Annotated in this window: 22 protein-coding genes and 1 riboswitch; of the genes, 5 read left to right on the top strand and 17 right to left on the bottom strand. The window is 39.0% G+C overall.

Annotated features, from left to right (window positions below):
- Positions 1 to 281 precede the first annotated feature (281 nt).
- The 4 genes from BKO01S_RS09450 to BKO01S_RS09435 all read left to right on the top strand — a co-directional run bounded on the left by BKO01S_RS09450 (position 282) and on the right by BKO01S_RS09435 (position 4,779).
- Entirely contained in the window at positions 282 to 974 is a 693-nt protein-coding gene (locus BKO01S_RS09450) for a response regulator transcription factor (RefSeq protein WP_066052326.1), read from the top strand.
- On the top strand, positions 971 to 1,975 hold the full coding sequence (locus BKO01S_RS09445; RefSeq protein WP_066052323.1) for a sensor histidine kinase: 1,005 nt from the start codon (positions 971 to 973) through the stop codon (positions 1,973 to 1,975). Before BKO01S_RS09450 ends, BKO01S_RS09445 begins: the two co-directional genes overlap by 4 nt.
- A 100-nt stretch (positions 1,976 to 2,075) precedes the next feature.
- Entirely contained in the window at positions 2,076 to 2,837 is a 762-nt protein-coding gene (locus BKO01S_RS09440; protein WP_066052320.1) for an ABC transporter ATP-binding protein, read from the top strand.
- Entirely contained in the window at positions 2,827 to 4,779 is a 1,953-nt protein-coding gene (locus BKO01S_RS09435) for an FtsX-like permease family protein (protein WP_066052317.1), read from the top strand. Before BKO01S_RS09440 ends, BKO01S_RS09435 begins: the two co-directional genes overlap by 11 nt.
- Positions 4,780 to 4,810: 31 nt before the next feature.
- Here the strand turns inward: BKO01S_RS09435 and cobT are convergent, their stop codons facing one another.
- The 6 genes from cobT to rhaB all read right to left on the bottom strand — a co-directional run bounded on the left by cobT (position 4,811) and on the right by rhaB (position 11,793).
- The gene (gene cobT, locus BKO01S_RS09430; RefSeq protein WP_066052313.1) at positions 4,811 to 5,860 is read right to left on the bottom strand and encodes a nicotinate-nucleotide--dimethylbenzimidazole phosphoribosyltransferase; all 1,050 of its coding nucleotides are present in this window, start codon (positions 5,858 to 5,860) and stop codon (positions 4,811 to 4,813) included.
- Positions 5,861 to 5,944: 84 nt separating this feature from the next.
- Positions 5,945 to 6,122, bottom strand: a riboswitch (cobalamin riboswitch).
- A gap of 12 nt (positions 6,123 to 6,134) precedes the next feature.
- Complete coding sequence (locus BKO01S_RS09425) at positions 6,135 to 7,307, bottom strand: iron-containing alcohol dehydrogenase (RefSeq protein ID WP_066052310.1); 1,173 nt, start codon at positions 7,305 to 7,307, stop codon at positions 6,135 to 6,137.
- A 426-nt stretch (positions 7,308 to 7,733) separates the two neighbouring features.
- A complete protein-coding gene (locus BKO01S_RS09420; RefSeq protein ID WP_066052309.1) occupies positions 7,734 to 7,934 on the bottom strand; it encodes a cold-shock protein in 201 nt (66 codons plus the stop codon).
- 246 nt (positions 7,935 to 8,180) lie between these two features.
- Complete coding sequence (locus BKO01S_RS09415) at positions 8,181 to 8,945, bottom strand: DeoR/GlpR family DNA-binding transcription regulator (RefSeq protein ID WP_066052306.1); 765 nt, start codon at positions 8,943 to 8,945, stop codon at positions 8,181 to 8,183.
- 154 nt (positions 8,946 to 9,099) lie between these two features.
- Positions 9,100 to 10,353 (bottom strand): L-rhamnose isomerase, encoded by a 1,254-nt coding sequence (gene rhaA / locus BKO01S_RS09410; RefSeq protein WP_066052303.1) that lies wholly within the window; start codon positions 10,351 to 10,353, stop codon positions 9,100 to 9,102.
- An 18-nt stretch (positions 10,354 to 10,371) separates the two neighbouring features.
- Positions 10,372 to 11,793, bottom strand: coding sequence for a rhamnulokinase (gene rhaB / locus BKO01S_RS09405; RefSeq protein ID WP_066052302.1), 1,422 nt, complete (start codon positions 11,791 to 11,793; stop codon positions 10,372 to 10,374).
- An 89-nt stretch (positions 11,794 to 11,882) separates the two neighbouring features.
- Here rhaB and BKO01S_RS24345 point away from each other — a divergent pair, with 89 nt between their 5' ends.
- Positions 11,883 to 12,074 (top strand): hypothetical protein, encoded by a 192-nt coding sequence (locus tag BKO01S_RS24345; protein WP_157077346.1) that lies wholly within the window; start codon positions 11,883 to 11,885, stop codon positions 12,072 to 12,074.
- 506 nt (positions 12,075 to 12,580) lie between these two features.
- Here the strand turns inward: BKO01S_RS24345 and BKO01S_RS09400 are convergent.
- The 11 genes from BKO01S_RS09400 to BKO01S_RS09350 all read right to left on the bottom strand — a co-directional run bounded on the left by BKO01S_RS09400 (position 12,581) and on the right by BKO01S_RS09350 (position 22,622).
- The gene (locus BKO01S_RS09400; protein WP_066052297.1) at positions 12,581 to 13,549 is read right to left on the bottom strand and encodes an AraC family transcriptional regulator; all 969 of its coding nucleotides are present in this window, start codon (positions 13,547 to 13,549) and stop codon (positions 12,581 to 12,583) included.
- Positions 13,550 to 13,841: 292 nt separating this feature from the next.
- Positions 13,842 to 14,072 carry a hypothetical protein gene (locus BKO01S_RS09395; RefSeq protein WP_066052295.1) on the bottom strand — a complete coding sequence of 77 codons (231 nt, stop codon included), beginning with the start codon at positions 14,070 to 14,072 and terminating at the stop codon, positions 13,842 to 13,844.
- A gap of 237 nt (positions 14,073 to 14,309) precedes the next feature.
- Entirely contained in the window at positions 14,310 to 14,780 is a 471-nt protein-coding gene (locus tag BKO01S_RS09390; RefSeq protein WP_066052292.1) for a peptide-methionine (S)-S-oxide reductase, read from the bottom strand.
- 180 nt (positions 14,781 to 14,960) lie between these two features.
- Positions 14,961 to 15,383, bottom strand: coding sequence for a FosM family fosfomycin resistance protein (fosM, locus tag BKO01S_RS09385; RefSeq protein ID WP_066052289.1), 423 nt, complete (start codon positions 15,381 to 15,383; stop codon positions 14,961 to 14,963).
- Between the two features lie 61 nt (positions 15,384 to 15,444).
- Positions 15,445 to 16,020, bottom strand: a complete 576-nt coding sequence (locus BKO01S_RS09380; protein ID WP_066052286.1) for a biotin transporter BioY — start codon at positions 16,018 to 16,020, stop codon at positions 15,445 to 15,447.
- Between the two features lie 150 nt (positions 16,021 to 16,170).
- The gene (locus BKO01S_RS09375) at positions 16,171 to 16,752 is read right to left on the bottom strand and encodes a DUF4256 domain-containing protein (RefSeq protein WP_066052283.1); all 582 of its coding nucleotides are present in this window, start codon (positions 16,750 to 16,752) and stop codon (positions 16,171 to 16,173) included.
- A gap of 217 nt (positions 16,753 to 16,969) precedes the next feature.
- Entirely contained in the window at positions 16,970 to 17,851 is an 882-nt protein-coding gene (locus tag BKO01S_RS09370; RefSeq protein ID WP_066052282.1) for an ROK family protein, read from the bottom strand.
- A gap of 27 nt (positions 17,852 to 17,878) precedes the next feature.
- On the bottom strand, positions 17,879 to 19,447 hold the full coding sequence (locus BKO01S_RS09365) for an alpha-L-rhamnosidase-related protein (protein ID WP_066052279.1): 1,569 nt from the start codon (positions 19,445 to 19,447) through the stop codon (positions 17,879 to 17,881).
- Between the two features lie 24 nt (positions 19,448 to 19,471).
- Positions 19,472 to 20,356 carry a carbohydrate ABC transporter permease gene (locus BKO01S_RS09360; RefSeq protein ID WP_084362028.1) on the bottom strand — a complete coding sequence of 295 codons (885 nt, stop codon included), beginning with the start codon at positions 20,354 to 20,356 and terminating at the stop codon, positions 19,472 to 19,474.
- Positions 20,356 to 21,222, bottom strand: coding sequence for a carbohydrate ABC transporter permease (locus BKO01S_RS09355; protein ID WP_066052276.1), 867 nt, complete (start codon positions 21,220 to 21,222; stop codon positions 20,356 to 20,358). Before BKO01S_RS09355 ends, BKO01S_RS09360 begins: the two co-directional genes overlap by 1 nt.
- Positions 21,223 to 21,305: 83 nt before the next feature.
- On the bottom strand, positions 21,306 to 22,622 hold the full coding sequence (locus BKO01S_RS09350) for an ABC transporter substrate-binding protein (RefSeq protein WP_066052272.1): 1,317 nt from the start codon (positions 22,620 to 22,622) through the stop codon (positions 21,306 to 21,308).
- Between the last annotated feature and the right edge of the window lie 203 nt (positions 22,623 to 22,825).

Genomic DNA, 22,825 nt, shown 5'->3' with positions numbered 1-22,825 from the left:
CATGGCCCGTAACCAAAATAACGAATATAGTTTTCATATCAAGAGAAAAGCCCATTTAAGTATCACTCACCTGAATTAATAATATAACTCACTTACACACCGTTATATATACTACTATATTTTTAAGGTGTCTGACACCCTTCGTGGACAAAATTAGTAGTTTTGTCCACGAAGGGTGGACACTTGATAGGAGCACTTCACTAATTGTTATTTTTTTACACACATGTAATTTTCTTTTGTTTGTGGTTTCGTTACAATTAGGATGGAGGTTGGTGACAGATATGTTTAAGATTCTACTAATTGAAGATGATTCTAGTCTTTTTCATGAAATAAAAGATCGACTTACCCAGTGGTCTTATGAAGTTCACGGGATCCAAGACTTTGGGCTCGTTCTTGAGCAGTTTACTAATGTAAAACCAGATCTCGTCATTATTGATATTCAGCTACCGAAATTTGATGGGTTCCATTGGTGCCGACAGATTCGTGCCCACTCCAATGTGCCAATCATCTTCCTCTCTTCACGTGACCATCCGACAGATATGGTAATGAGCATGCAGCTAGGTGCAGACGATTTTGTTCAAAAGCCGTTTCATTTTGACGTCTTAATTGCAAAAATCCAAGCCATTCTTCGTAGAGTCTACAACTATAGCAATCATACATTCGAGTTAAAGACATGGTGCGGCGCCACGGTGGATTATGAGAAAAATACGGTCACAAACAACAACGGAACGATAGAGCTGACTAAAAATGAAATGTATATATTAAAAATATTAATCGAAAAAAAGAATGCGATTGTGAGCCGCGAGACTATCATTAAAAGCCTTTGGGATGATGAACGGTTTGTCAGTGATAATACACTAACGGTGAACGTGAATCGATTACGTAAAAAACTGGATGAGGTCCAGTTAGGCCAATATATAGAAACAAAGGTAGGTCAGGGCTATATAGCCATTGAAGAGGGATTCTTCTCATGATCAAACGATTCATAATGGAACGCCGTAGCTGGATTATCTTTTACTTGGTTATTCATCTCTTAATTGTATTTGTGGCTTTTCTCGATTCCACAATCCCGCTCAAGCCCATCCTATACATTCTATTTTTATCCTTTCTTTTATTTACCATTTTCCTTTACATAAGATATCAAAAGGAAACTCGTTTTTTCAAAGGACTTGATGAATGGGAGAACAACCTGGACTTAGCTCAAATCCCCCATGCGGAGAGCCCCTTTGAGGAAATTATCGAAAAAAGTGTCTATAAGCAAACAGAATTGCTCAGAAATCAATCCAATCACCATCAACTGTCATTAGAGGATGAAAAGGATCAGCTGTTAGCCTGGATTCATGAGGTAAAGACACCCTTAACAGCCATGAACCTTATGATTGACAGAATTCCTGATGAAAAAACAAAGGCAAGCCTGACTAATGAATGGCTACGAGTACACTTATTACTGGACCAACAGCTTCACCAGAAGCGACTTTACTTTATTGAGAATGACCTATTTATTGAAAAAATAGATCTTCACACGCTGCTTGTTCCTGAGATTAAAACCTTACAATCTTGGTGTATTCAAAAAGGCATTGGCTTTGATATCAATCTTTCCGAACGAGAAATCCTTTCTGATGCGAAATGGATCGCTTTTATCCTTCGTCAACTATTAACTAATGCCGTTAAATACAGCAGCCATTCGGATATTTACATAAAAAGCTTTAAACAAAATGATCATATTATAATAGACATACAGGACTTCGGGCGTGGGATTGACCCACGGGATATGACACGTATTTTTGAAAAAGGGTTTACATCCACTTCGACCCATCAAGACCACTCCGCCACTGGAATGGGTCTATATTTAGCGAAAAAAGCCGCTGATTCTCTACTTATACAGCTATCGGTTCAGTCCACACTTGGAGTGGGTACAACCTTTTCTCTCACCTTGCCTACTCGAAATGAATTTGTGAAAATAACAGGCATGTGACAAAAATGTCACATGCCTGTTCCAATTGTTAGATGAATCGAAGGAAGGAAGCTCCCCACTTATTTTATAATCAAGTCATTAAGGAAAGGAGTCGCTAAAAATGAATATTTTAGAAGCCAAACAAATACACAAAAGCTATGGAAATAAATTTAATAAGCAAGAGGTTTTAAAAGGAATCAATATGTTTATTGAGCAAGGAGAATTTGTGAGTATCATGGGCGCATCTGGGTCGGGGAAAACGACTTTGTTGAATGTTCTGTCTTCTATTGACCATGTAAGCCAAGGTTCAATTTATGTAGAGGGAAAGGAAATTACACAGATGCGTGACAAAGAATTGGCCCTCTTTCGTCAAAAGAACTTAGGATTTATTTTTCAGGATTACAATCTTCTCGACACACTGACGGTTAAAGAAAACATTTTGCTTCCTTTATCCATTACGAAAACACCAAAAAAGGAAGCAGACCAAAAATTCACGGAAGTAGCCAATGAACTCCGAATTGCAGAGCTTCAAAATAAGTACCCGAATGAAATTTCCGGAGGACAGAAACAACGAACATCCGCTGCCCGTGCGTTCATTCATGAGCCAAGTCTGATCTTTGCTGATGAACCAACGGGTGCACTTGATTCAAAGGCTGCGTCAGACCTATTAAATAAGCTTAGCCACTTGAATCAAAAACGCAAATCTACCATTGTAATGGTTACTCATGATCCTGTGGCAGCCAGTTACTGCTCAAGAGTGATCTTCCTTAGAGACGGACAAATCTATACCCAGTTAAATCGTGGGAATGAAACCAGACAAGCATTCTTCCAAGATATTATGAAAACACAAGGGGTATTAGGCGGGGTGCAAGATGACTATTAATCAACTCATCCTTCGATCCTTTAAAAAGAATATTAAAAATTATTATTTGTATGTATTTGCCTTGATTTTTAGTGTCTCTCTTTATTTCGCGTTTGTTACCCTACAATATGATCCAGCGATGGATGAAGCAAAAGGGAGTATTAAAGGTGGGGCTTCCATCCGAGCGGCTTCCGTTCTATTGGTTGGGATTGTTACGGTCTTTCTCGTGTATGCTAATATGATATTTATCAAAAGACGTAGTAAAGAAATTGGGCTCTTTCATCTGATTGGTATGACGAAACGAAAGATTTTTCGTATCCTTGGAATGGAAAATGCTCTTCTCTACTTTTTGTCGCTAGGCATTGGTATTTTCCTAGGATTTTCGATCTCAAAATTAATCATGATGATCCTGCTGAAGATTACAGGAGTAAATGCAGTTACTACCTTACATTTTTCAAGCCAAGCATTTCTACAAACACTCATTGTGTTTACACTAATTTTCTTATTAATTCTTGGAATGAATGCTCTTTTTATAAGAAAACAGACGATTTTATCTTTATTTCGAGTCACCTCTTCTGCAGAGGCGAAGGTACAGAAAATATCTGTATGGGAGATACTTATGGGCATTGCCGGTATCGTTCTGATTGCCTTTGGGTATTTTGTTTCCACTAAACTGTTTAGCGGTGACATTACAGAAATGACTGAGCTATTCATCACCATGGTTGTCATTTTAGCATCCGTTATTATTGGCACCTATTTCTTTTACAAAGGATCGGTAAGCTTTATTTTTAATGTGATTCGCAAAAAGAAGGATGGGTACCTAAATATTAGGGAAGTTCTCTCATTATCTTCCATCATGTTTCGTATGAAGTCGAATTCGTTACTGCTAACCATTGTAACTACTGTATCCGCACTCGCCATTGGTTTATTATCGTTAAGCTATATCTCCTATTACTCAGCAGAAAAAACAGCTGAAGATAATGTGATTAAAGATTTCAGTTTTGCAAATAAAGAAGATGCACAAACGTTTAAGAATGCTTTAAAGAGTGAGAATCTATCATTTGAAGAGACCGTTATTGATGTTGTGATGGTTCAAGCCAATCTGAAACCGATCATACAATCGGATGGAGAATTAATGGATGTGGATCTAACTCGTATGATGATGCCTGTCGTTAGTGAAAAATCTGTTCCTGGAATTAATGTGTCTCCAACAGAAACATTGTTTACAGGATATAGTGATATGCTATCCAAATTCATGTCTCTTGAAGATACCGGAAACATTGAATTTCACAGTAAATCCGGATCCATTCCTCTTGATTATATGGGGTTAAAAGATGAATTTATTGTTTCATGGTATTTTACGAACGGCGGTCAGCCTGTTGCGATTGTGGATGATACCTTGTTTTCTAAACTTCAACAAGATTTCGATCCAGAGGTACAGAGGGAATCTTCTGTCTTTATCGGCATTGATATGAAGAACGAAGAGATGATCCAACAAGCAAATGATCTTTATAATCAGCTAGGTTTCCATGAAGATGACCATTACATGAATGATTCACAGCTTCAAATGAGTACAGAACAGAAACAGCTCATGGGCCTCATGATGTTTATCGTTGGTTTCCTTGGGCTTACCTTCCTAATTACATCCGGGTGTATTCTTTACTTCAAGCAAATGGACGAAAGCGAAGATGAGAAGTCCAACTATACGATTCTACGTAAGCTTGGTTTCACTCAAGGTGACCTCACGAGAGGAATCGGATGGAAACAGGTATTCAACTTTGGGATTCCTTTAATCATTGGCCTTTCCCATAGCTATTTTGCGGTTCAATCCGGCTGGTTCTTTTTCGGTGCTGAGCTTTGGACGCCGATGGCACTCGTTATGCTATTGTACACAGCTCTATATTCTATCTTTGGTTTCCTTTCGCTTCTTAATTATAAAAAGGTGATTAGAAACGCACTATAACTCCAGCCCATCTAGGCTGGAGTTTTTCTATTTATATCTCCATCCCCGCCTCAGCGAAGGTAGGCATATGTTTCATCATGCTACACGCTGCTTCAACAATCGGAAAGACAAGGGCAGCACCCGATCCTTCGCCTAAACACAGATCCATATGAATCATCGGTTTCAGCCCTAACAGTTCACTGCCTCTTTTTCCACCAGGTTCTGCAGACGCATGAGAGGGAATGAGAAATTCCCTTACCTTTGGTTCAAGGGTTGCAGCAATGACAGCGGCCGCTGTTGATATATATCCATCGACAACAACAGGCACTCGATTGGCAGCTGCCGCAAGCATCACACCCGCCATCCCACCTATTTCAAGTCCCCCTACCTTTGCCAACACATCAATCCCATCCTCACGGTTCGGTTGGTTTACCCTTATCGCTTGTTTGATTACTTCTATCTTGTGCTGAATGCCTCCCTCACCGACACCAGCGCCTCTACCGGTAATGTCTTCTGGTTTGAAGCCACCAATCACTGATAATATGGCTGTGCTCGGAGTCGTATTACAAATACCCATCTCTCCTGTTCCGAGCAACTGCACACCCTTTGCTATTTCCTGATTAGCTATCTCAATCCCAACTTCTACTGATTGGATTGCCTCTTCTCTTGTCATTGCTGGTCCCTTTGCCATATTATCGGTACCATATTTAACCTTTCTTAAAATAACCCCTGCATCATGAGGAATATCAGCATTCACTCCTATATCCACTGGTATAATGTTTGCTCCTGAAACTTTCCCAAGCACGCATACACCTGTTAACCCCTTTGAAAAATTCAATGTTTGAGCTAGTGTCACCGATTGAGGAAAATTGGTAATTCCCTCATCAAAGACGCCATGATCGGCCGCCATAACAATAATGGCTTTTTGATCAACACTAGGAATGGGTTGTCTCGTTATCCCAACAAGCTGTACAGCTAAGTCTTCTAATCTTCCTAAGCTTTTCGTAGGTTTAATTAAGTTGTCCACCCTCACTCTTGCCTTATCCATCATCTCCTGATCAAGCCCCGTAATCTTATCCATTGTCTGTTGTAATAATTCCATGCTTCTCTCTCCTTTTTTAAAAAAATAAAAAAGCCCATAGTTCATTCAGCAAAGTGAATAAACTACAGACTTTTCCATCATCTAGTATTTGCTCGCAATAAGGCAGGTCTCCTGGCTCTGGTTCATGGCTACAAAGGCCTTCCCGAATATTTTCACCCAGTGGCATGATCTTTGAAGCTCCCCATTACAGTGGCGGGACCGCTGAAGACTTTCACTTCATTCCCTATTCTCCCATGTGGGCACCTTATTGCTTTTTATTCTATTAATTCTTAGATTAGCTCAATACAACAGGTGATGCAATTTCTTTAAACATTTCAATGACTTCTTCTTTTGTTGGCTGGAATGGATTACCCGGTGCACAAGCATCGGCTAGGGCATTCGTTGCTAGTTTGTCTAAATCTACCTCTGTTACACCTAATTCAGCAAGAGTACTTGGAATGCCAACTTCCTTACAAAGAGCTTTGATTGCTTCAATGACTTCATCAGCACACTCTTCATCTGTTTTTCTTTCTACTTGTATGCCTGCTGCTTTTGCAATTAAACGGAATTTCTTCGGATCACGTTTCGCATTTTCTCTTTCAACAATCGGTAGAAGCATCGCGTTACATACTCCATGTGGAAGATCGTACACACCACCAAGCTGATGCGCCATCGCATGAACAAAGCCTAGTCCTGCATTGTTAAATGCAATACCTGCTAAGAACATCACGTATGTCATTTGCTCACGAGCTTCAATATCATGCCCATCTTTTACGGCACGAGGCAAGTAGTTAAAGATGATTTCGACAGCAGCTAATGCAGTTGCATCCGTGACAGGGAACGCACCTGGAGTCACAATCGCTTCAATTGCGTGGGTTAGTGCATCCACCCCTGTCGCTGCGGTCAAATCAGCTGGTTTATCAACCATAAGCTCTGGGTCATTTACTGAGATGGTTACTAAGCTGTTTTTATCTACCATAACCATTTTCACTTCTCGTTCCGTATCTGTAATCACGTAGTTAATGGTAAATTCACTGGATGTACCTGCTGTAGTATTAACAGCAACAATCGGAACCGATTTGTTCTTTGTCTTCCCAACACCCTCATAGTTCCGTAAGTCTCCTCCATTTGTTACATAAAGGCCAATTGCTTTAGCAGCATCCTGAGGAGATCCTCCACCAATCGATACGATGAAGTCACACGCGTTTTCCTTAAACACTTCAACTCCCTCATACACATTTTGGACCGTAGGATTTGGTTTTACATCATCAAAGATCACGTATTCTAGCTCAATTGTATCTAGTTCCGCAAGAACCTTTCCTGCTAGACCCGATTGATTCAAAAATTTATCCGTTACAACTAACGCCTTCTTTTGACCCAATTCCTTTACAAGTGCTGGTAGTTCTTTTAAACACCCTTTGCCCATTAGGTTTGTACTTGGCACATAATACACACGTGCATTGCTCATCTCTTCTTCCTCCTTCAACATTTGTTCACTATTTCACAAATGATTTTTGAAATAAGAAAGGGTTTTCAATAAACCTTTCCTATTTATTTTCTATACCTTTATCTTACTCCCCTACCTTGATGTAATCAACATAAAAACAGGTAATTATCTTTGTTTATTTTTGATTTTTAACATTTCGGACACAAAGGTCATTTGTTTAATTCTGTTATGATAATAAAAAAAAGAGAATAGTTAAGTTGATTCCAGAAAAAAAGAGAGCTTTTTTATCACTATTAGGTGAATTCGTGATTATGTGATACACTTTGTTTACCATTTGATTTACTTGCTTACATTGTGCCCTGCTCATTCATTGAGTGGGGATCTTTGTTTTTAAAAGGAAAAATAAAAACAGACTCTAAAAAGAGCCTGCTTTCGTTTGCCTTATTATTAAGCTTTACGCACGTTAGCTGCTTGAGCTCCACGTTGACCTTGCTCAACGTCAAAAGTAACTGCTTGACCTTCGTCTAAAGATTTGAAACCTTCGCCTTGGATAGCTGAGAAATGAACGAATACGTCTTCTCCGGCTTCACGCTCGATGAATCCAAAACCTTTTTCTGCGTTAAACCATTTTACTTTACCTTGTTCCATGTTGTTTCCTCCTGCTGTGTGCTTTGCACACAATGTATTACTATCCTTGTACTCAGTGATCATCAAGACGAAAAGTTAATCTTATACAATCCTTTACACCGAACAAAAATAATTCTTCTAAAGTTTAACATTTTTTATAAGTATTTGCAAGAACACATAGATCAACGCCCTCTTTAGCTCAATCATTACCCTTGAAATTGATACCAAAAAAGCTAGTTCCTAGTCCCTTTCTTTCTGTAAACCATCTTATATATTAACAAAACTCATTTTAACTTCCTTTTCTTCAAGCCTCTCTCGTGTACGATCATCCATGTTTGAATCTGTAATAATGGAATGAACAGCTGATAATGAGCTGATCTGAGAAAATGCTCTTTTTCCAAATTTACTTGAATCTGCCATTAAGATTACTTTATCAGCAATTTGAATCATATCCTTTTTTAACAAAGCTTGTAATTCATTCGTATCACTAAGTCCACCATCCGGATGAATGGCTTTGCAGGAAAAGAACATCTTGTTCACATGGTACATTTTTAATGATCGTTCTGCCAGTGGCCCGACATAGGAAAGAGATATAGGCATTAGGTTTCCACCCGTTGAAATAACACGGATTTGTTCCTTTTTACTAAGCTCTAGGGCCACTTTAATGGAATTTGTTAATACCGTTAATGGCATATCAGGAAGCTCTTTGGCCATATACCAAGCTGTCGAGCTTGCATCAAGAACGATCTGGTCCCCCGGCTCCACCATTTTCACCGCTTCTAGAGCAATCGCACGCTTCTCAGCAGCTCTTGTAATTTCTCTTTCCACATAAGAAACTTCATTATCTTCCTTTTCAATACTGACAGCACCACCATGACTTCTTTCGAGCAAACCATCCTTCTCCAACTTCTCAAGATCTCTTCGAATGGTTTCTTCTGTCACTGAAAAAATTTTGCTAAGTTCGGACACTCGTATACTTAAACGTTCATTAACTAGATCAACAATTTTCCTCTGCCTTTCAGCTACAAGCACAAACGTACACCCTTCCCCGATTGAACGTTGATTTATATTTGATTATTTTTATTTTTATGTTAATTATATGTTAAATCATAGCATATTCTTTGAAAAACAAAAAGATAGTAGACCCTCATAAGTGAAGATCTACCTACCTTTTTGTTAACCTTTGTTATCTTTTTGAAAGTACTTCTTTTTCGTATGCCTTTACTTCTTCTAACCAAGCTTCTTTTACAGGTACATCCATTTGTTCACAGTAGTAATCCCAAATCGCACCGAACGGATATGTCTTGAATTCCTCCATTAATGCTAATCGTTCTGTAAAATTGCCTTCTTCTTGAAGCTGCTTCAACTTTTCGTTTGGTACAAGCATTGCGTATAACAGTGCCTTTACCATATTTCTTGTACCGATTGTCCAAGCAGCTACACGGTTGATACTTGCATCAAAGAAATCTAGTCCGATAATCACTCGATTGAGTGCATCGTTACGAACAATTTCAAGGGCAATTTCTTTTAGTTCATCATCTAAAATGACGACATGGTCACTATCCCAGCGTACCGGTCTTGATACGTGAAGAGCTACCTTGTCACTATATAGAAGCATAGAAGAAATTTTGTTTGATACCGTTTCTGTTGGATGATAATGTCCTGTATCTAGCAAGCAGATTTTATCGTTCTTTAGTGCATAGCCTAAGTAAAATTCATGAGACCCAACTACATACGATTCTGAACCAATTCCAAATACTTTGCTTTCTACCGCATCAAGATTGTATGCCTCATCAACGGGAACAGCGAAAATTTTATCCAAAGAATCTTTTAAACGTTGTCTTGGTGTCAGTCTGTCACTAGGGATATCTTTGTAACCGTCTGGAATCCAAATATTTGTTAAAGCTGGAGTTCCTAGTTCTTTTCCGAAATACTCCCCGATTTTTCTACTTCCAATACAGTGATTAATCCAAAACTCACGGATTTCTTCATCTGGATGTGAAAGAGTTAATCCATCGGATGCTTTTGGATGGGAGAAAAGGGTCGGGTTATAATCTAGTCCTAATCCGTGTTCCTTTGCCCAAGCTACCCAATTTTCAAAATGCTTTGGCTCTAGTTGATCACGTTCTACTACTTCTCCGTTCGTTTCTGCGTAGATCGCATGAAGGTTTACACGATGCTTACCAGGAATAAGGGACAGTGCTTTTTCAAGGTCGCTACGTAATTGCTCAGGAGTCGTTGCCTTTCCAGGGTAGTTCCCTGTTACATCAATTCCTCCAGAAAGTTCACTAGGATTTACTTCAAATCCTGCAACATCATCCCCTTGCCAGCAGTGGATTGAAATCGGTACTTGCTTTAGCTTTTGTAATACGTCCTCCACATCAATTCCCCATTTGGAGTATGCTTGCTTAGCTAGTTCAAAGTTTTCTTTAATCGTCATGATCTTCTTCCTCTCGATTTATGAATTCGTTACTGTTTTAGTAGGTTCGTATGTTTTCACTTCAAAGGATTGTTTGATGACAGAACGTGCTTCCTGCAAGTCCGCAAATTCACCTAATGCCATCAATTGTGCAACGATATTGCCAATGGCGGTTGCCTCTATCGGACCAGCAAGCACTTCCTTATTGGTCACGTCAGCGACCAGCTGATTCAACATTTCGTTTTGACAACCACCACCGATGACATTGATCTTATCGAAAGACTTTTCAAAAATACTTTCAATCTCAGCGACGGTTTCCTTATAGCTAGCTGCCAAACTATCATATACACATTTCGCCACTTCTCCTGGTGTACTAGGAACACGTTGTCCTGTCTCAACACAATAGTTCATAATTTCTTGTATCATATTGTCCGGTTTTAAGAATCGATCATCGTTGACGTTTACGACCGCTAGGAAATCTCCTGCTTCTCCAGCAAGCTCTACCAACCTAGCAAAGGAATACTCATCATTGTAGTTTCGCTTGACCTCTTGAATCATCCAAAGCCCCATAATATTTTTCAAGAAACGGAAGCGATAGTCGATACCGCCTTCATTCGTAAAATTGTAATCTAGCGCTTTTGTGACACAGATAGGGAAATGGTTCTCCGTCCCCATTAACGACCAGGTTCCTGAACTTATATAAATGGTACTTTCCTCTTCTGGCACAGAGATGACCGCCGATCCGGTGTCATGTGTGGCAGGGAGAATGACGTTCATATCAAAGCCAAGTTCTGATACAAGATCTTTCTTCAAGTTCCCTAGAATCGTCTTGGGCATCTGGATTTCATGGAACATGTCCTTATTAATTCCTAAAATATCGAGTAGCTCGTAGTCCCATTTTTTCGTAAAAGCATTGACTAGCTGGGTGGATGTGGCATTTGTATATTCGTTTGATTTTTTCCCTGTTAGTAAAAAGTTCAAATAATCCGGTATCATTAAAAAGGATTTGGCTTTCGCTAAAATGTCAGGATGGTTCTTTTTTAAGGAGTATAACTGGTAAATCGTGTTGAACTTTTGGAATTGGATTCCTGTTTCTAGGTAAAGGCGCTCCTTGGAGATCAGCTCAAATACCTCTTCCATCATGCCGTCCGTTCGTGGGTCTCGATAGGACACAGCCTCCGTAAGTGGCTGATCATTTTCATCTAGAAGGACAAAATCAACCGCCCAGGTAGCGATTCCGATGCTATCTGGTGTAATCCCTTGATCACTGCACTTCTTTAAACCGGTTTTGATTTCTTCGAACAGCCTGTCAAGCTCCCAGCAAAAGTGATTCCCTTTTTGCACAATCTTATTTTCAAATCGATATAATTCACGTAACTCTAATTGTCCATTTTCTCTATGACCTACCATTAATCTTCCGCTTGAAGCACCAATATCAACAGCAATACTGTACTTGTTCATCCTCAACGCTCCTTTTGGTGTAACCGCTTACGATACTACTATCATACTAGATTCAAAGAAATATCCTATAACGGGATTCATTTAATTTATTGACCTTATTTGCAAAACGAAAAGCGGAAGCAGCTTGCTCAGGGGCGACAGGCATAAGACAAATCGCGCAGGAAGGCCTGCCTTCTGGAGCGATTTGGCTTATGACCCGAGCCCCTAGCTGCTGGAGCTGGACAGAGAAAAGCGGAAGGGGCCGTTTAGAGACGTACGGACTTCTCGATATAGTTTTATGACACGTACTCCTCTATTTCTTCCAGCTCTCATGTCATAAACCTTTTCTTATGACACAATTGCTTCTGTTTTTTCGGTATTCACGTTATAAACCTCTTCTTATGACGCGTATGCCTCCTTTTTCTCGGGTTTCGCGTCATAAACTCATATTCCAGACAAGAAAAGCGGAAGCAGCTTGCACAGGGGGTACAGGCAAAAGCTAAAATTGAATTAAAAAACATAAAAAACTGGCCAATAATTCATTTGGTCAGTAATTTTTTTCTTTTCTAGAGGTGTATAACTCAAATTTGAACAATCTGGTCACCCTTCAAGCTATTTTTTCGGTGTTTATTTGCTATTCCCAGATTTTATTTGCGATTCTAAGAATTTATTTGCGATCCTGAATTTTTATTTGCCATTCATCGTCCTTATTTGCTATAGCGAAAATTTATTTACGGTTATCTCGACCTTTTATTGGGGCTTGTCCTCAATTCTCCAAATCCAATAAAAAAACAGCTGAACACAAAGTTCATCTGCCTTTCAGCTCCACTCGAAATTCCTTTGGAGTTTTTCCGTATTTGCTTTTAAAAATCCGGTAGAAGTAACTCATATTATCATAGCCTACTTCATCAATGATTTTGGTAATCGGCATTTCGGTTCTTTCTAGAAACTCTTTCGCTTTCGTAAGTCTTTTTTCTTGTAAAAGCTCCTTAAAAGTATACTTTGTCGCAACCTTAATTTGCTTACTAACCGCGTAATGTGGCTGATTTAATTGCTCAGACAACTCATAAAGAGATGCATTTTGATAATGCTCATCAATATACTTCATCGTCTCGACAAGGATATAGTGGTGTTCGCTGCTTAGTTCATTTTGCTTTAATTTATCCGTGTGCTTCAATAGCTCTATCATTAAAAGCCCCATATACAGCTTCAAGGTAGACTCTGAAAATAACGATGGTTCCATGATCTCATCCATCATTTTCTTAATTAACTCTTGAATCGCCTCCACGTGTGTAACTGCAAAATAGAGGTATTGTCCATTCTGCGTGTGATTATAAAGACTATTGATAATGAAATTACTCATTAAATTAGTGGAAGATAGATAGGAAAAAATAAAATCAAAGAATTTCGGCTGAATGATAAAATTAATGATTATATCCTCTTTTGCACAGGCTTCAATTTCGTGTTCAATATGCTGGTTCAAAAATAAAAGCTCGCCCTGCTTTAAGTGAACATTCTCCGTTCCAACCTTCTGCTTTAACTCTCCATGGAACACGTAGTTAATTTCGATGTAGTTGTGTCGATGCTTGGGAAAATCTATAAATCGTGTATGCTTTCTAAGCATGATCATTTCGTTCGGATTTAAGAACTTTTCGCTTTCAATAATAAAAGACGTTTGATTCGTATATAAGTCTTTTTTTATCTCACTGCTTTGCTCGAGAATCATCTGTTCTTCCTCTGTCATTTCCATTAAAGTTGCAAGAAGATTCTTTCCCATATTACACCTCAAGAACGTGAATTTATGTCTTTAGTGTAATATAAAAGCATGCGGGGATAAACATAAGGTTTCCGTTTGAGGTCCTTTTCTAGAATAAGTACCGAAAATGTAGTCGTTTTTGACATCATTATTTAATTATTTAAAATGATGGAAGGTAAACGTTAAAAATATGTAACACCGTGTACATACAAAGTTTTTTACTATTAAAAAAGTCCTTACAGCTAAATGCAGAAGGACTTTAGATGTGTGATTTACGGTTATTTCTTATTAATTCATCTTATCGGATGGCTCCCTAACTAAAAAATCCCAATGCATATTTAATCCCTTCTTCGACTTCATTCGTTTCATATCCTTCTAAATCTTCCTGTGAAATTTCAAGTTTTGTTCTGGATAGTGAATAACCACTGTCTAAGTTCACATCTAGTGTTACTTCGTATCCTGTTTCAGTCGGTCTAATTTCGATAATATCGTAGTCACGTATGGCAGTACCTGTTTCATATTCAAATGGTTCTAATTCAGACATTCCTTACCCTCCCGATAATAATAAAATCATTCTACTAGGTTGTATTTTATCCAAACACTTTCATAAATATTTTAATCAGTAAAACACCAAAAACACCTGCCTCCCTATACATTCCAGGAGATGCAGGCGTTTTAAAATAGGTATTGGATACAGGAACAATGCTCTAAATGGTAAGGAATTCTGTTCCCTTTTTGGAGGGTCAAGCATAGAGTCCATACAGCATCTTTAATATTCTCCTTACTTATATCTACTTAATATTTCTTCTGGAATATGACAATAATCATTTGGGCATCTAGCTAACCTATCTTGATGTTCTTCTGCACTTTTCACATAGTTTGTAAGAGGTAATACTTCAGTAACTATAAGATCATAATCATTTCTCTCACTAAGAAACGCTTTTGCCTCTATTAAATGCTCAGGGTTTTCGCTATATACTCCTGTTCTATATTTCTTACCAACATCCTGTCCTTGTTTATTCAAACTGTATGGATCAATAATTTCAAAAAAATATCCCATTAATTCCTTGATCGTTACAACCTTCGGATCAAATCCTGTTTTTACACATTCGGCGTAGCCATCATAATCACTATCAAGTGTTTGACTTGTTCCATTAGCTCTTCCCGCTTCAGTAAACTTAACTCCAGGTAAAGTTTTTATAAAAGCTTGCACTCCCCATAAACATCCACCTGCAAAATATACTATTTCCATATGGACTCTCCTCTTTGTTTAAACACCTTCGGATAAATAATCGTATTTCAAAAATAAGAGCATTAATTCCTCCCTCAAACTATTGTTTAACAATCCTGCTCCATATGTAAATAAGTTAAAAAGGCCGCCGCAGCAATCCCTATCCTTAACTCTTGCCTCGGTTTGTTACTACTAGGTCCTTTAATCAAAAAACTCCATATGTGTTTTCTCCTGTTTGTAGTAATCCAATCTATCTTGTAGTGTACCAACATGGAATTCAAATTTATGACCATCTGGATCAGTAAAATATATAGACTTTTTATCTTTTTCATCTCTTGGACGACCTGATAAGATGTTTACATTCAATGACATAAGTTTCTCGTACATTTCATCAAACTTTTCTTCTTCAATTGAAAATGCTATATGTGTGTAGGATTGATATATTTCATTACGGGGTATATCTTTCTCTACATTGAGAGCAAGCCACGTTCCACCTAAATCGAAGTAGGCAGTGTTTCTTCCTTTTACTAGCAACTTAGCATCGAATACATGGTTATAAAACTCAATAGATTCTTCCAAATCCGAAACTGAAAACAAAAAATGATTTAGTCGTTTTATCGACATTTTACCACCTCAATAAAATAATACTCATACTACGGATAGATTACCCTTCCCCTGCGCTGTTTTAGGCTGATTTTGTTTGGTCTTTTTTTTCTGAGAACAATAGCCTAGCTGAAATTAATCGGTTTCGAACTAAGACACCAATCCAAGAAGCAAGGGCAGCCTTAATTAACCCAACAATGATAAATGGAGTAAATCCTCCTGCAAAAGCAGCTGACCAAGAGAGCTCAGCAGCAATCTTTAGCCAAGCAGTGCCAAATGCCAAAGTAACAAGCATTCCCAAACTATTAGCAATCATAGCATTCTTGAAGTTGAAGGCTGTTTTTTCCATAAACCATCCAATGAGGAAGGTAGCTGGAAGGAAGCTAACTAAATAGCCTCCAGTAGGTCCGATCAGCTTCGAAACTCCACCTGAAAATCCAGCGAATACTGGTACTCCTGCAGAACCAATAATTAAATATAAAATGACCGATAAGGTTCCATAACGAGAACCTAGGATCGTTGCTGCTAAGCCAATGGCAAGGGTTTGTCCTGTAATGGGAACGAGCGGAAGTGGAATGGTAATTTGAGCCATTACGCCAATGATTGCAGCAAAAAGTGCTGTCACAATCATCATTCTTAATTTCAATTGTTGATTCATTTGTTTCTCCCCTTTAAATGTAAACTATTTTATCATTTGGTTAACAATTAAACTTTATAAATATTTAAAAAATTTGTCAACAAAAAAAAGGTGCCAGTGCACCTTCGAGGATTTATTTTGACAAATGAAACATAAATCTTTAGGAGAGATTTACACCCTTAGCGAGCCACGGAATCCTCTGGCAGCATAGTAGGATTCGGCACCGTTATGATACACGAAGACATGACCAAAGCGACAGTCACAAAAAAGAGCCCCACCAAGTTCTCTAATATCAGAGGGAGTTTGTACCCAGCTCGATGTTTTCAAATCAAAATTCCCAAGCTTCTGAAGCTCTCGATATTGTTCTTCTGTTAATAATTCAATGCCCATGGCAGTCGCCATATCGATTACGCTATTCTCGGGTTTATGATTTTTTCTTGACTCCAGCGCTTCACGGTCGTAACAAACACTTCTGCGACCTTTAGGACTTTCCGCTGAACAATCATAAAAGATGTATTCGTCCTTCTCCTTATCATAACCAACCACATCCGGTTCACCGCCGGTTCTTTCCATTTCATTCAGCGACCATAGTTTTTCCGTATTCCCTTCCAGCTTTGCTTGGATTTTATCCCATTCGAGAACTTCGTGGCGGTTTATGTTTTTTTCAAAACGGGCTTTCAATAGTTTAAATAAGTCTTCACGTTGTTCTAGTGACAATTCCTTATTGTTACTTGTGGCATTTCCATTTGTCACATTGACTCCCCCTTATTGTCATTACTCATAATGGTTTAAGTATATCTACATATTAGTTTAAAAATAAATCGTTTTCAAAACTACTTGGAAAAATACATATGATTCCTATCTATTGGGGACAGTTATTTTTTCTGCTTAGGCTGCCTATATGAGTCTTCACTCAGGCCTGTAAAATAGAAGGACGTATGTCACAAAACATACGTCCTTCTTGTTCAATTTATTTGTTCATAAAATGATACACTGCACCAATCATTCCCGCATCATTTCTATGTTTGCATGGAGCAATTTCTACTTTTAAAAACTGCCACCATTCCAGTTCCTCTAGTTTTTCTTGGATTTGCTCAATCAGCCCTTCTCTAGCACTTACTCCCCCACCGATCAGAATCTTTTGTGGGTTTAATGTCACTGCTAAATTAAAGAGTCCATATCCAATTCGTTGGAGCCATTCATTAATCAACTGCTCCACCTCTTTATTCCCAAGAGCTTCAGAGAAAATCTCTTCTCCTTCAACCGTTACATCCTTTTCTATCCCTTTTAACGTTTTATATCTATTAATGAGGCTTGCGGTAGAGGCACTCGTATGCAACATACCTTTTCCTTTTTCTCCAACTTCGGTCAACATAAATCCAAATTCTCCGCCACGAAACGTATGCCCATGGACCACCTGACCGTTCACGATTATTCCCCCGCCAATGCCCGTACCGATCGTGAAGCAAATGAAATCCTCGCATCCAACTGCGTTTCCGCTCCATTTCTCCGCTAGAGCAGAGCAATTCCCGTCATTCTCAATCTCCACTCTTAAGGGAACCATCGCTTCAAGAAGTTCCTTTAAATTTTTCCCATCAAGGGCGATAACCGCCCCAGCTTTCTCAGAAAAACCTGTGCTAGGATTAATAAAGCCCGGCAAGCTAATGGCTACTCCTTCGACTTCATGCTCTTCCCGATATTCCGTTATCGTTTTGACCATATCTACCAGAAACACCTCGAGGTCCTCACATACCGTCGGGTAGCTCCCTTTAGATAAAATGGTTCCGTCCTCAAGTACGATTCCATGCTTTACTTTTGTTCCACCAACGTCAAAAGCAATATACTTTTTCATCCTTCTTCTCCTTCAGCCAACGAACTCTTATAGATTGTATTTTCGAATTAAGTATGTTGGTGTGCAGCTCCAAGCATGACAATAGCTGTTGATTAAATGACTTCCGTAAGGTGAAAATTCTTTGTCTTTCGGGTCATACAGCTCCCAAAAGGTATCTGCACCATCTTCAATCATTCCACCCCAGTAGGTTTTCATTTCAGAAATGGCTAGCTCTTTTTCTCCAGCAATCAGTAACGCCTCAATAAAGTGATGATACATATATGGTGTGGCGATTCCAATCTCTGGTTTCTCCTCCAGCAAGCGATTCATCAATTGCTTGCTTTCTTCTTCTGTTACAACACCAGCTAATACCATCCAGATTTGACTTGCCCATGATACTTGACGATCCTGCCCACTGACAAAAAATTGTTGCTCTTCATCCCATAAATACTTCTTCGTTGCGCTAACAATCTCCTCTAAACGAGCAGCAACAATTTCCTTTTCCGATACATTCAGTTCCTCCGCTAAGTGTACGGCTTGTTTTAGCGTATAAATTAAAATGGCTTGAGAAGGAGTTTGCTTGTTTAATCCTTGCTGCCAATCAATAAAGGACCACCACGCTGAAGAATCTACTAAAATCTGATCTTCATCTAATCTTTCAAGGGCTAATTCCACTTGGCAGTATGCTGTTGGCCATAACTCCTTTAACGTTTCTGTGTCTCGTGTAGCTAGATAGTAATCGTGTAAGGTCGAGAGGAAGAATAGAGAGTAGTCAAACAAGAACGTATCATCCGCAATAAGCTGTGGTTCAATAAACACATTGGCTGATACATTTCCTTTATCATTCGGAACCCCAGCAAAAAGATATAAACATCTTTTTACTAACTCATTCGTCCCGAACGTTTCATAGTTTGCTAGAGCCTGCAAACGCAAATCTCCTAACCAAAGGCGACGATCACGCTTCGGTCCATCTTCAAACACGTCCTGCATACAGTCAGCTAGTGTTTTTATGCTTACTTCGTCAATTTTTTGGAGCATCTGGTCAGGATGCCCCAAAGCCTCTACCGCTTCCAAATCAGCTGAGGTGACAGCTCTACATTCAATATCCTCGAACATTACTTGGTATTTTTGCGAAGTGGCAAGGACCTCAAACTTTACATATCGGAAACTATAGCGACGTGGTAAAGTGATAGTTTCCGGTAACACATCTACAAAAATCGTTTCCTCCTGTAGCCAGGCACTACTTAACCAGCCATCGTAATTCTCAAAGGGTTCACCCATTTCAACGGGCATTTCACCAATCGTTAGCTTTAGTTTCAAAGGTGCATCCGGAGGACTTCCAACCGGGCGAACACGAAAGGTTAAGTACCCGACCTGATGGTCACCAAAATCAACGATAAAGGAATCCCCTTTTTTGAACTCTCGCTTATCTAAAGCATCAATGGAAGAGGCTGGCTCCACTTTCCAACCATGCATGACACTTGGGTCTAAATTGACCTCTACTAGTCTTTCAGGTTTCACCATACTACTTTTTAATTCTGGCTTTAAACTTTCTGCTTTCTGTATAAAAAGATTATTTTTTACGACTACATGGTTTTCAAGCTTTTGAGTACTCATCAAATCTCTCCTTTTATCTTCCTTTTACTTAACAGCTCCTGCCGTCATACCTGCTACGATCTTCTTATTGAAGAAAATAAACAAGATCAGTGGTGGAATCGAGATTAATAGAATGTTTGTAAATAACAAGTTCCATTGTGTATTGTACATACTCGAGAAGTTATAAAGTGTTAACTGTAAAGTCGCATTTTCAGCACCTGGAAAGAAGTATAACGGGTTAACGAAGTCGTTATATACTCCCACAGCGGTCAGTACAATGACCGTTGCTGAAACGGGTTTTAATAAAGGCAAGATGATACTAAAGAACAATCGTACCCTTCCACAGCCATCAATCAGTGCGGCTTCGTCTAATTCTTTTGGTAAAGTTGCCATAAAGCCTTTATACAGCAGGATCGTAAACGGGAGATTTAAAGCTACCTCTACTAAAATAATCCCCGGCATCGTTTTAAATAGGCCGATTCCGTCAAGAACCCAAATCGTCGGCACGATGGCTGGAGGAATAATGAGTCCAGCTAAGATAAGGAAATTGAAAAATGGTGACATTTTGCTTGTTCTTCTCTGAAGCACGTATCCGGCCATTGCCCCCACCAAGATAAGAATAGCTATTGAAAAGCCAGTAATCATGATGCTATTGAAGAAAGCTCTGATGATCATCCCATTCTGGGCTGCCATAACCGATTGAATATTTTCAAAAAGGTGAAACGAACTTGGAAGGTCCATATTTAATAGAGAGGACTCTTTCGTATCCTTACTCGCATTCACAATAACAAAGTAAAAAGGAACTCCGAAAATAATTAAGGAAAGAATAATCGCTAGTATTTCACTAAATAACTTCCTTACCGTCTTTCTCTTTCTTGTATTTGTCCGAAATGTTGTCTCAGCTTTTACTGCGATCTGCGTTTCACTCATTATAAGTCCACCTCTTTCTTATTCAGGAATGCATATAACGGGAAGGCAAGTGCAGAAACCACAATGAATAATATTACGTTACCTGCTGTTGAGAGCCCATAAAACCCACCTTGGTACTGCTTATAAATAATAGAAGCGATTAAGTCTGTACTAAACCCTGGGCCTCCCTTAGTCATTGCCCAAACTAAATCAAATGAACGCAGCCCACCGATAAAAGCTAGAATAATAACAGAGTTCATGGCTGGTCTACTTAAAGGAACAATGATATTCCAAAACTTATGAAATGAGTTACCGCCATCGATTGCCAGAGCTTCATAGTAGTCCTCTGGAATAGACATAATTCCTGCGATAAAGATAACCGTAGCCATCCCTACCCCTTTCCAAACGTCTACTAACGCTACAGATAGTAGGGCAATCGTCGTGTCTCCTAACCAATCTGGTCCTGCAATTCCTACAATCTTTAACGACGTGTTAATTAGCCCTTGTGTTGGATGCATCATCATCGCAAACGCCATCCCAACCGCAATCGTACTTAATAGGGTTGGAAAGAATACCATGGACCGGACAAAACCAATTGTTTTTAGCTTTTGACTTAAAAATACGCCAAGTAAAAGTCCTAGTATTACCTTCAACGAACAGGTCACAATGGCATAAATAATGGTATTTTTAAAACCGATATTCAAGGACGGTTCGGTTAAAAAGGTGATGAAATTTTCAAGACCGATAAACTTCCAATCCGTGAGGGTCCACCATGTCATACTAAAAAAAAACGACATAATGGTTGGTAGTAGGAAAAATACGAAGTAAATAATTCCTGCGGGCAATAAGAAGTAATACGTGTACGAGCGGTTTGTTAGCTTAGTCATATCATACTTCTCCTTTACTAGTCTGGGTAGAAAATCAGCCCTGTCGCAACCCGACAGGGCCTCTTCTCTTTTACACCAGCTGATTACCAGCCTTCAAGGCCAAGTTGTTTTGCTTGCTTTTCAACGTCTTTATCATATAATTCTGCTCCATCTTTTGCTTTTGAAATTCCACTTCCTACTTCAACAGCGATTTGTGGAAGGTTTGGACCCTTTACTGGGCTTAAGAATTCAAGAGCAGGTGCCGTTTTACCTGATTCGAAGAATGGTAGCATATCTTTTACAGCACCGTACACATCATCTGAAAGCTCCACTCCTTTAACTGCAGGTGGCCCTTGAGGTTTAATTTTAGAATTGTGAAGATCAATTCCTTCTTGCGATACAAAGAATTCTACCCATTTTTTTGCTTCTTCCGCATGCTCTGTATTTTTATTAATATAAATACCACCAGGTACCCATACGGTTACTCCGTTCTCATCCGCACTTTCCCCAGGTTGAGGGAAGAAGCCAATGTTATCTAGCTCTTCTGAGTAATTCGCTTCTAACATAGGAAGAGCAAAGCTTAGCATTGGATAGTGTGCTCCTTGACCTTCAGCAAGCATCTTTAATCCTGCTTCATAACCAGTAGCAAGGAAATCTTCATTCAAGTATCCCGCATCAAATACTTCAGCTAATTTTTCGAAGCTTCGAAGAGCACCAGGTGTATCTGCAATTTTTGCTTTATTCCCTGTGAAATCATCTGCAAAATTTGGATGCTGTTGGAGGACATTATAGTTGTCCGCTAGAACGATTACTTGGGCTGTCCAAGAATCTTTATACGAACCAATTACCGCTGTCTTTCCAGCTTCCTTAATTTTCTCGTTATTGGCCATTAACTCAACCCATGTTTTCGGGACGGAGAGACCCAGTTCTTCATAAATCTTTTTATTGTAAAACCATCCTCCAGCCATAAAGCTAGTCGATGGAATACCATAAACCTTTCCGTTTGAAGACAATGCGTCCTTTGCATCGTCCATAATCGTTTCTACAAAGGCTTCATCCGTAATATCCAAAAAGTTTTTCTCAGGATTCAGTGCCTGGAAAAGAGAGCCAGAGTTATATGCCATTAAATCCGTCATATCACCAGTGGCTAAACGAGTCTTAACTAAATTATCTCCTTCTCCTCCACCCGGACGTAATTCATATTCTGTCTTAATATCGTATTTCTCCTCAATAGCATCTGTTACCGCTTTCATTCCGTCCAAGTTCGTTTGATTATCAACGAGGATCGTTAACGTAACTTGTCCTGAATCTTCATCCTTGTCTCCTGAAGCACTGTCGCTGTTGCTACTGCAGCCTGCCATAATTCCAGCAAATAATGCTGCACTTGAAAGTACCGCAAAAATTTTCTTTTTAGCCTTCATTTTTTAGTTCCCCCTTATATATAATGATGACCCAAAATCCAATGACAGCTGTCTCGCTTCCTTTAAGGAAGATCAGATTCTATATATGTTTTTCCAGATTGTTGTCCTTGGATCTATCTCTATTGTAAGTGCTTTCATAAGGAATATTAATTGTCTCATTTTTTTGATTACGTCCGTATTTTTTGTTTAGGTATGAATTTTTC

It is taken from the genome of Robertmurraya korlensis NBRC 107688, from assembly GCF_001591645.1.
In the GTDB taxonomy this organism is placed as follows: domain Bacteria; phylum Bacillota; class Bacilli; order Bacillales; family Cytobacillaceae; genus Robertmurraya_A.
The sequence above is the reverse complement of the archived record's forward strand: the minus strand, read 5'-3'. Positions and strand labels throughout refer to the sequence as shown.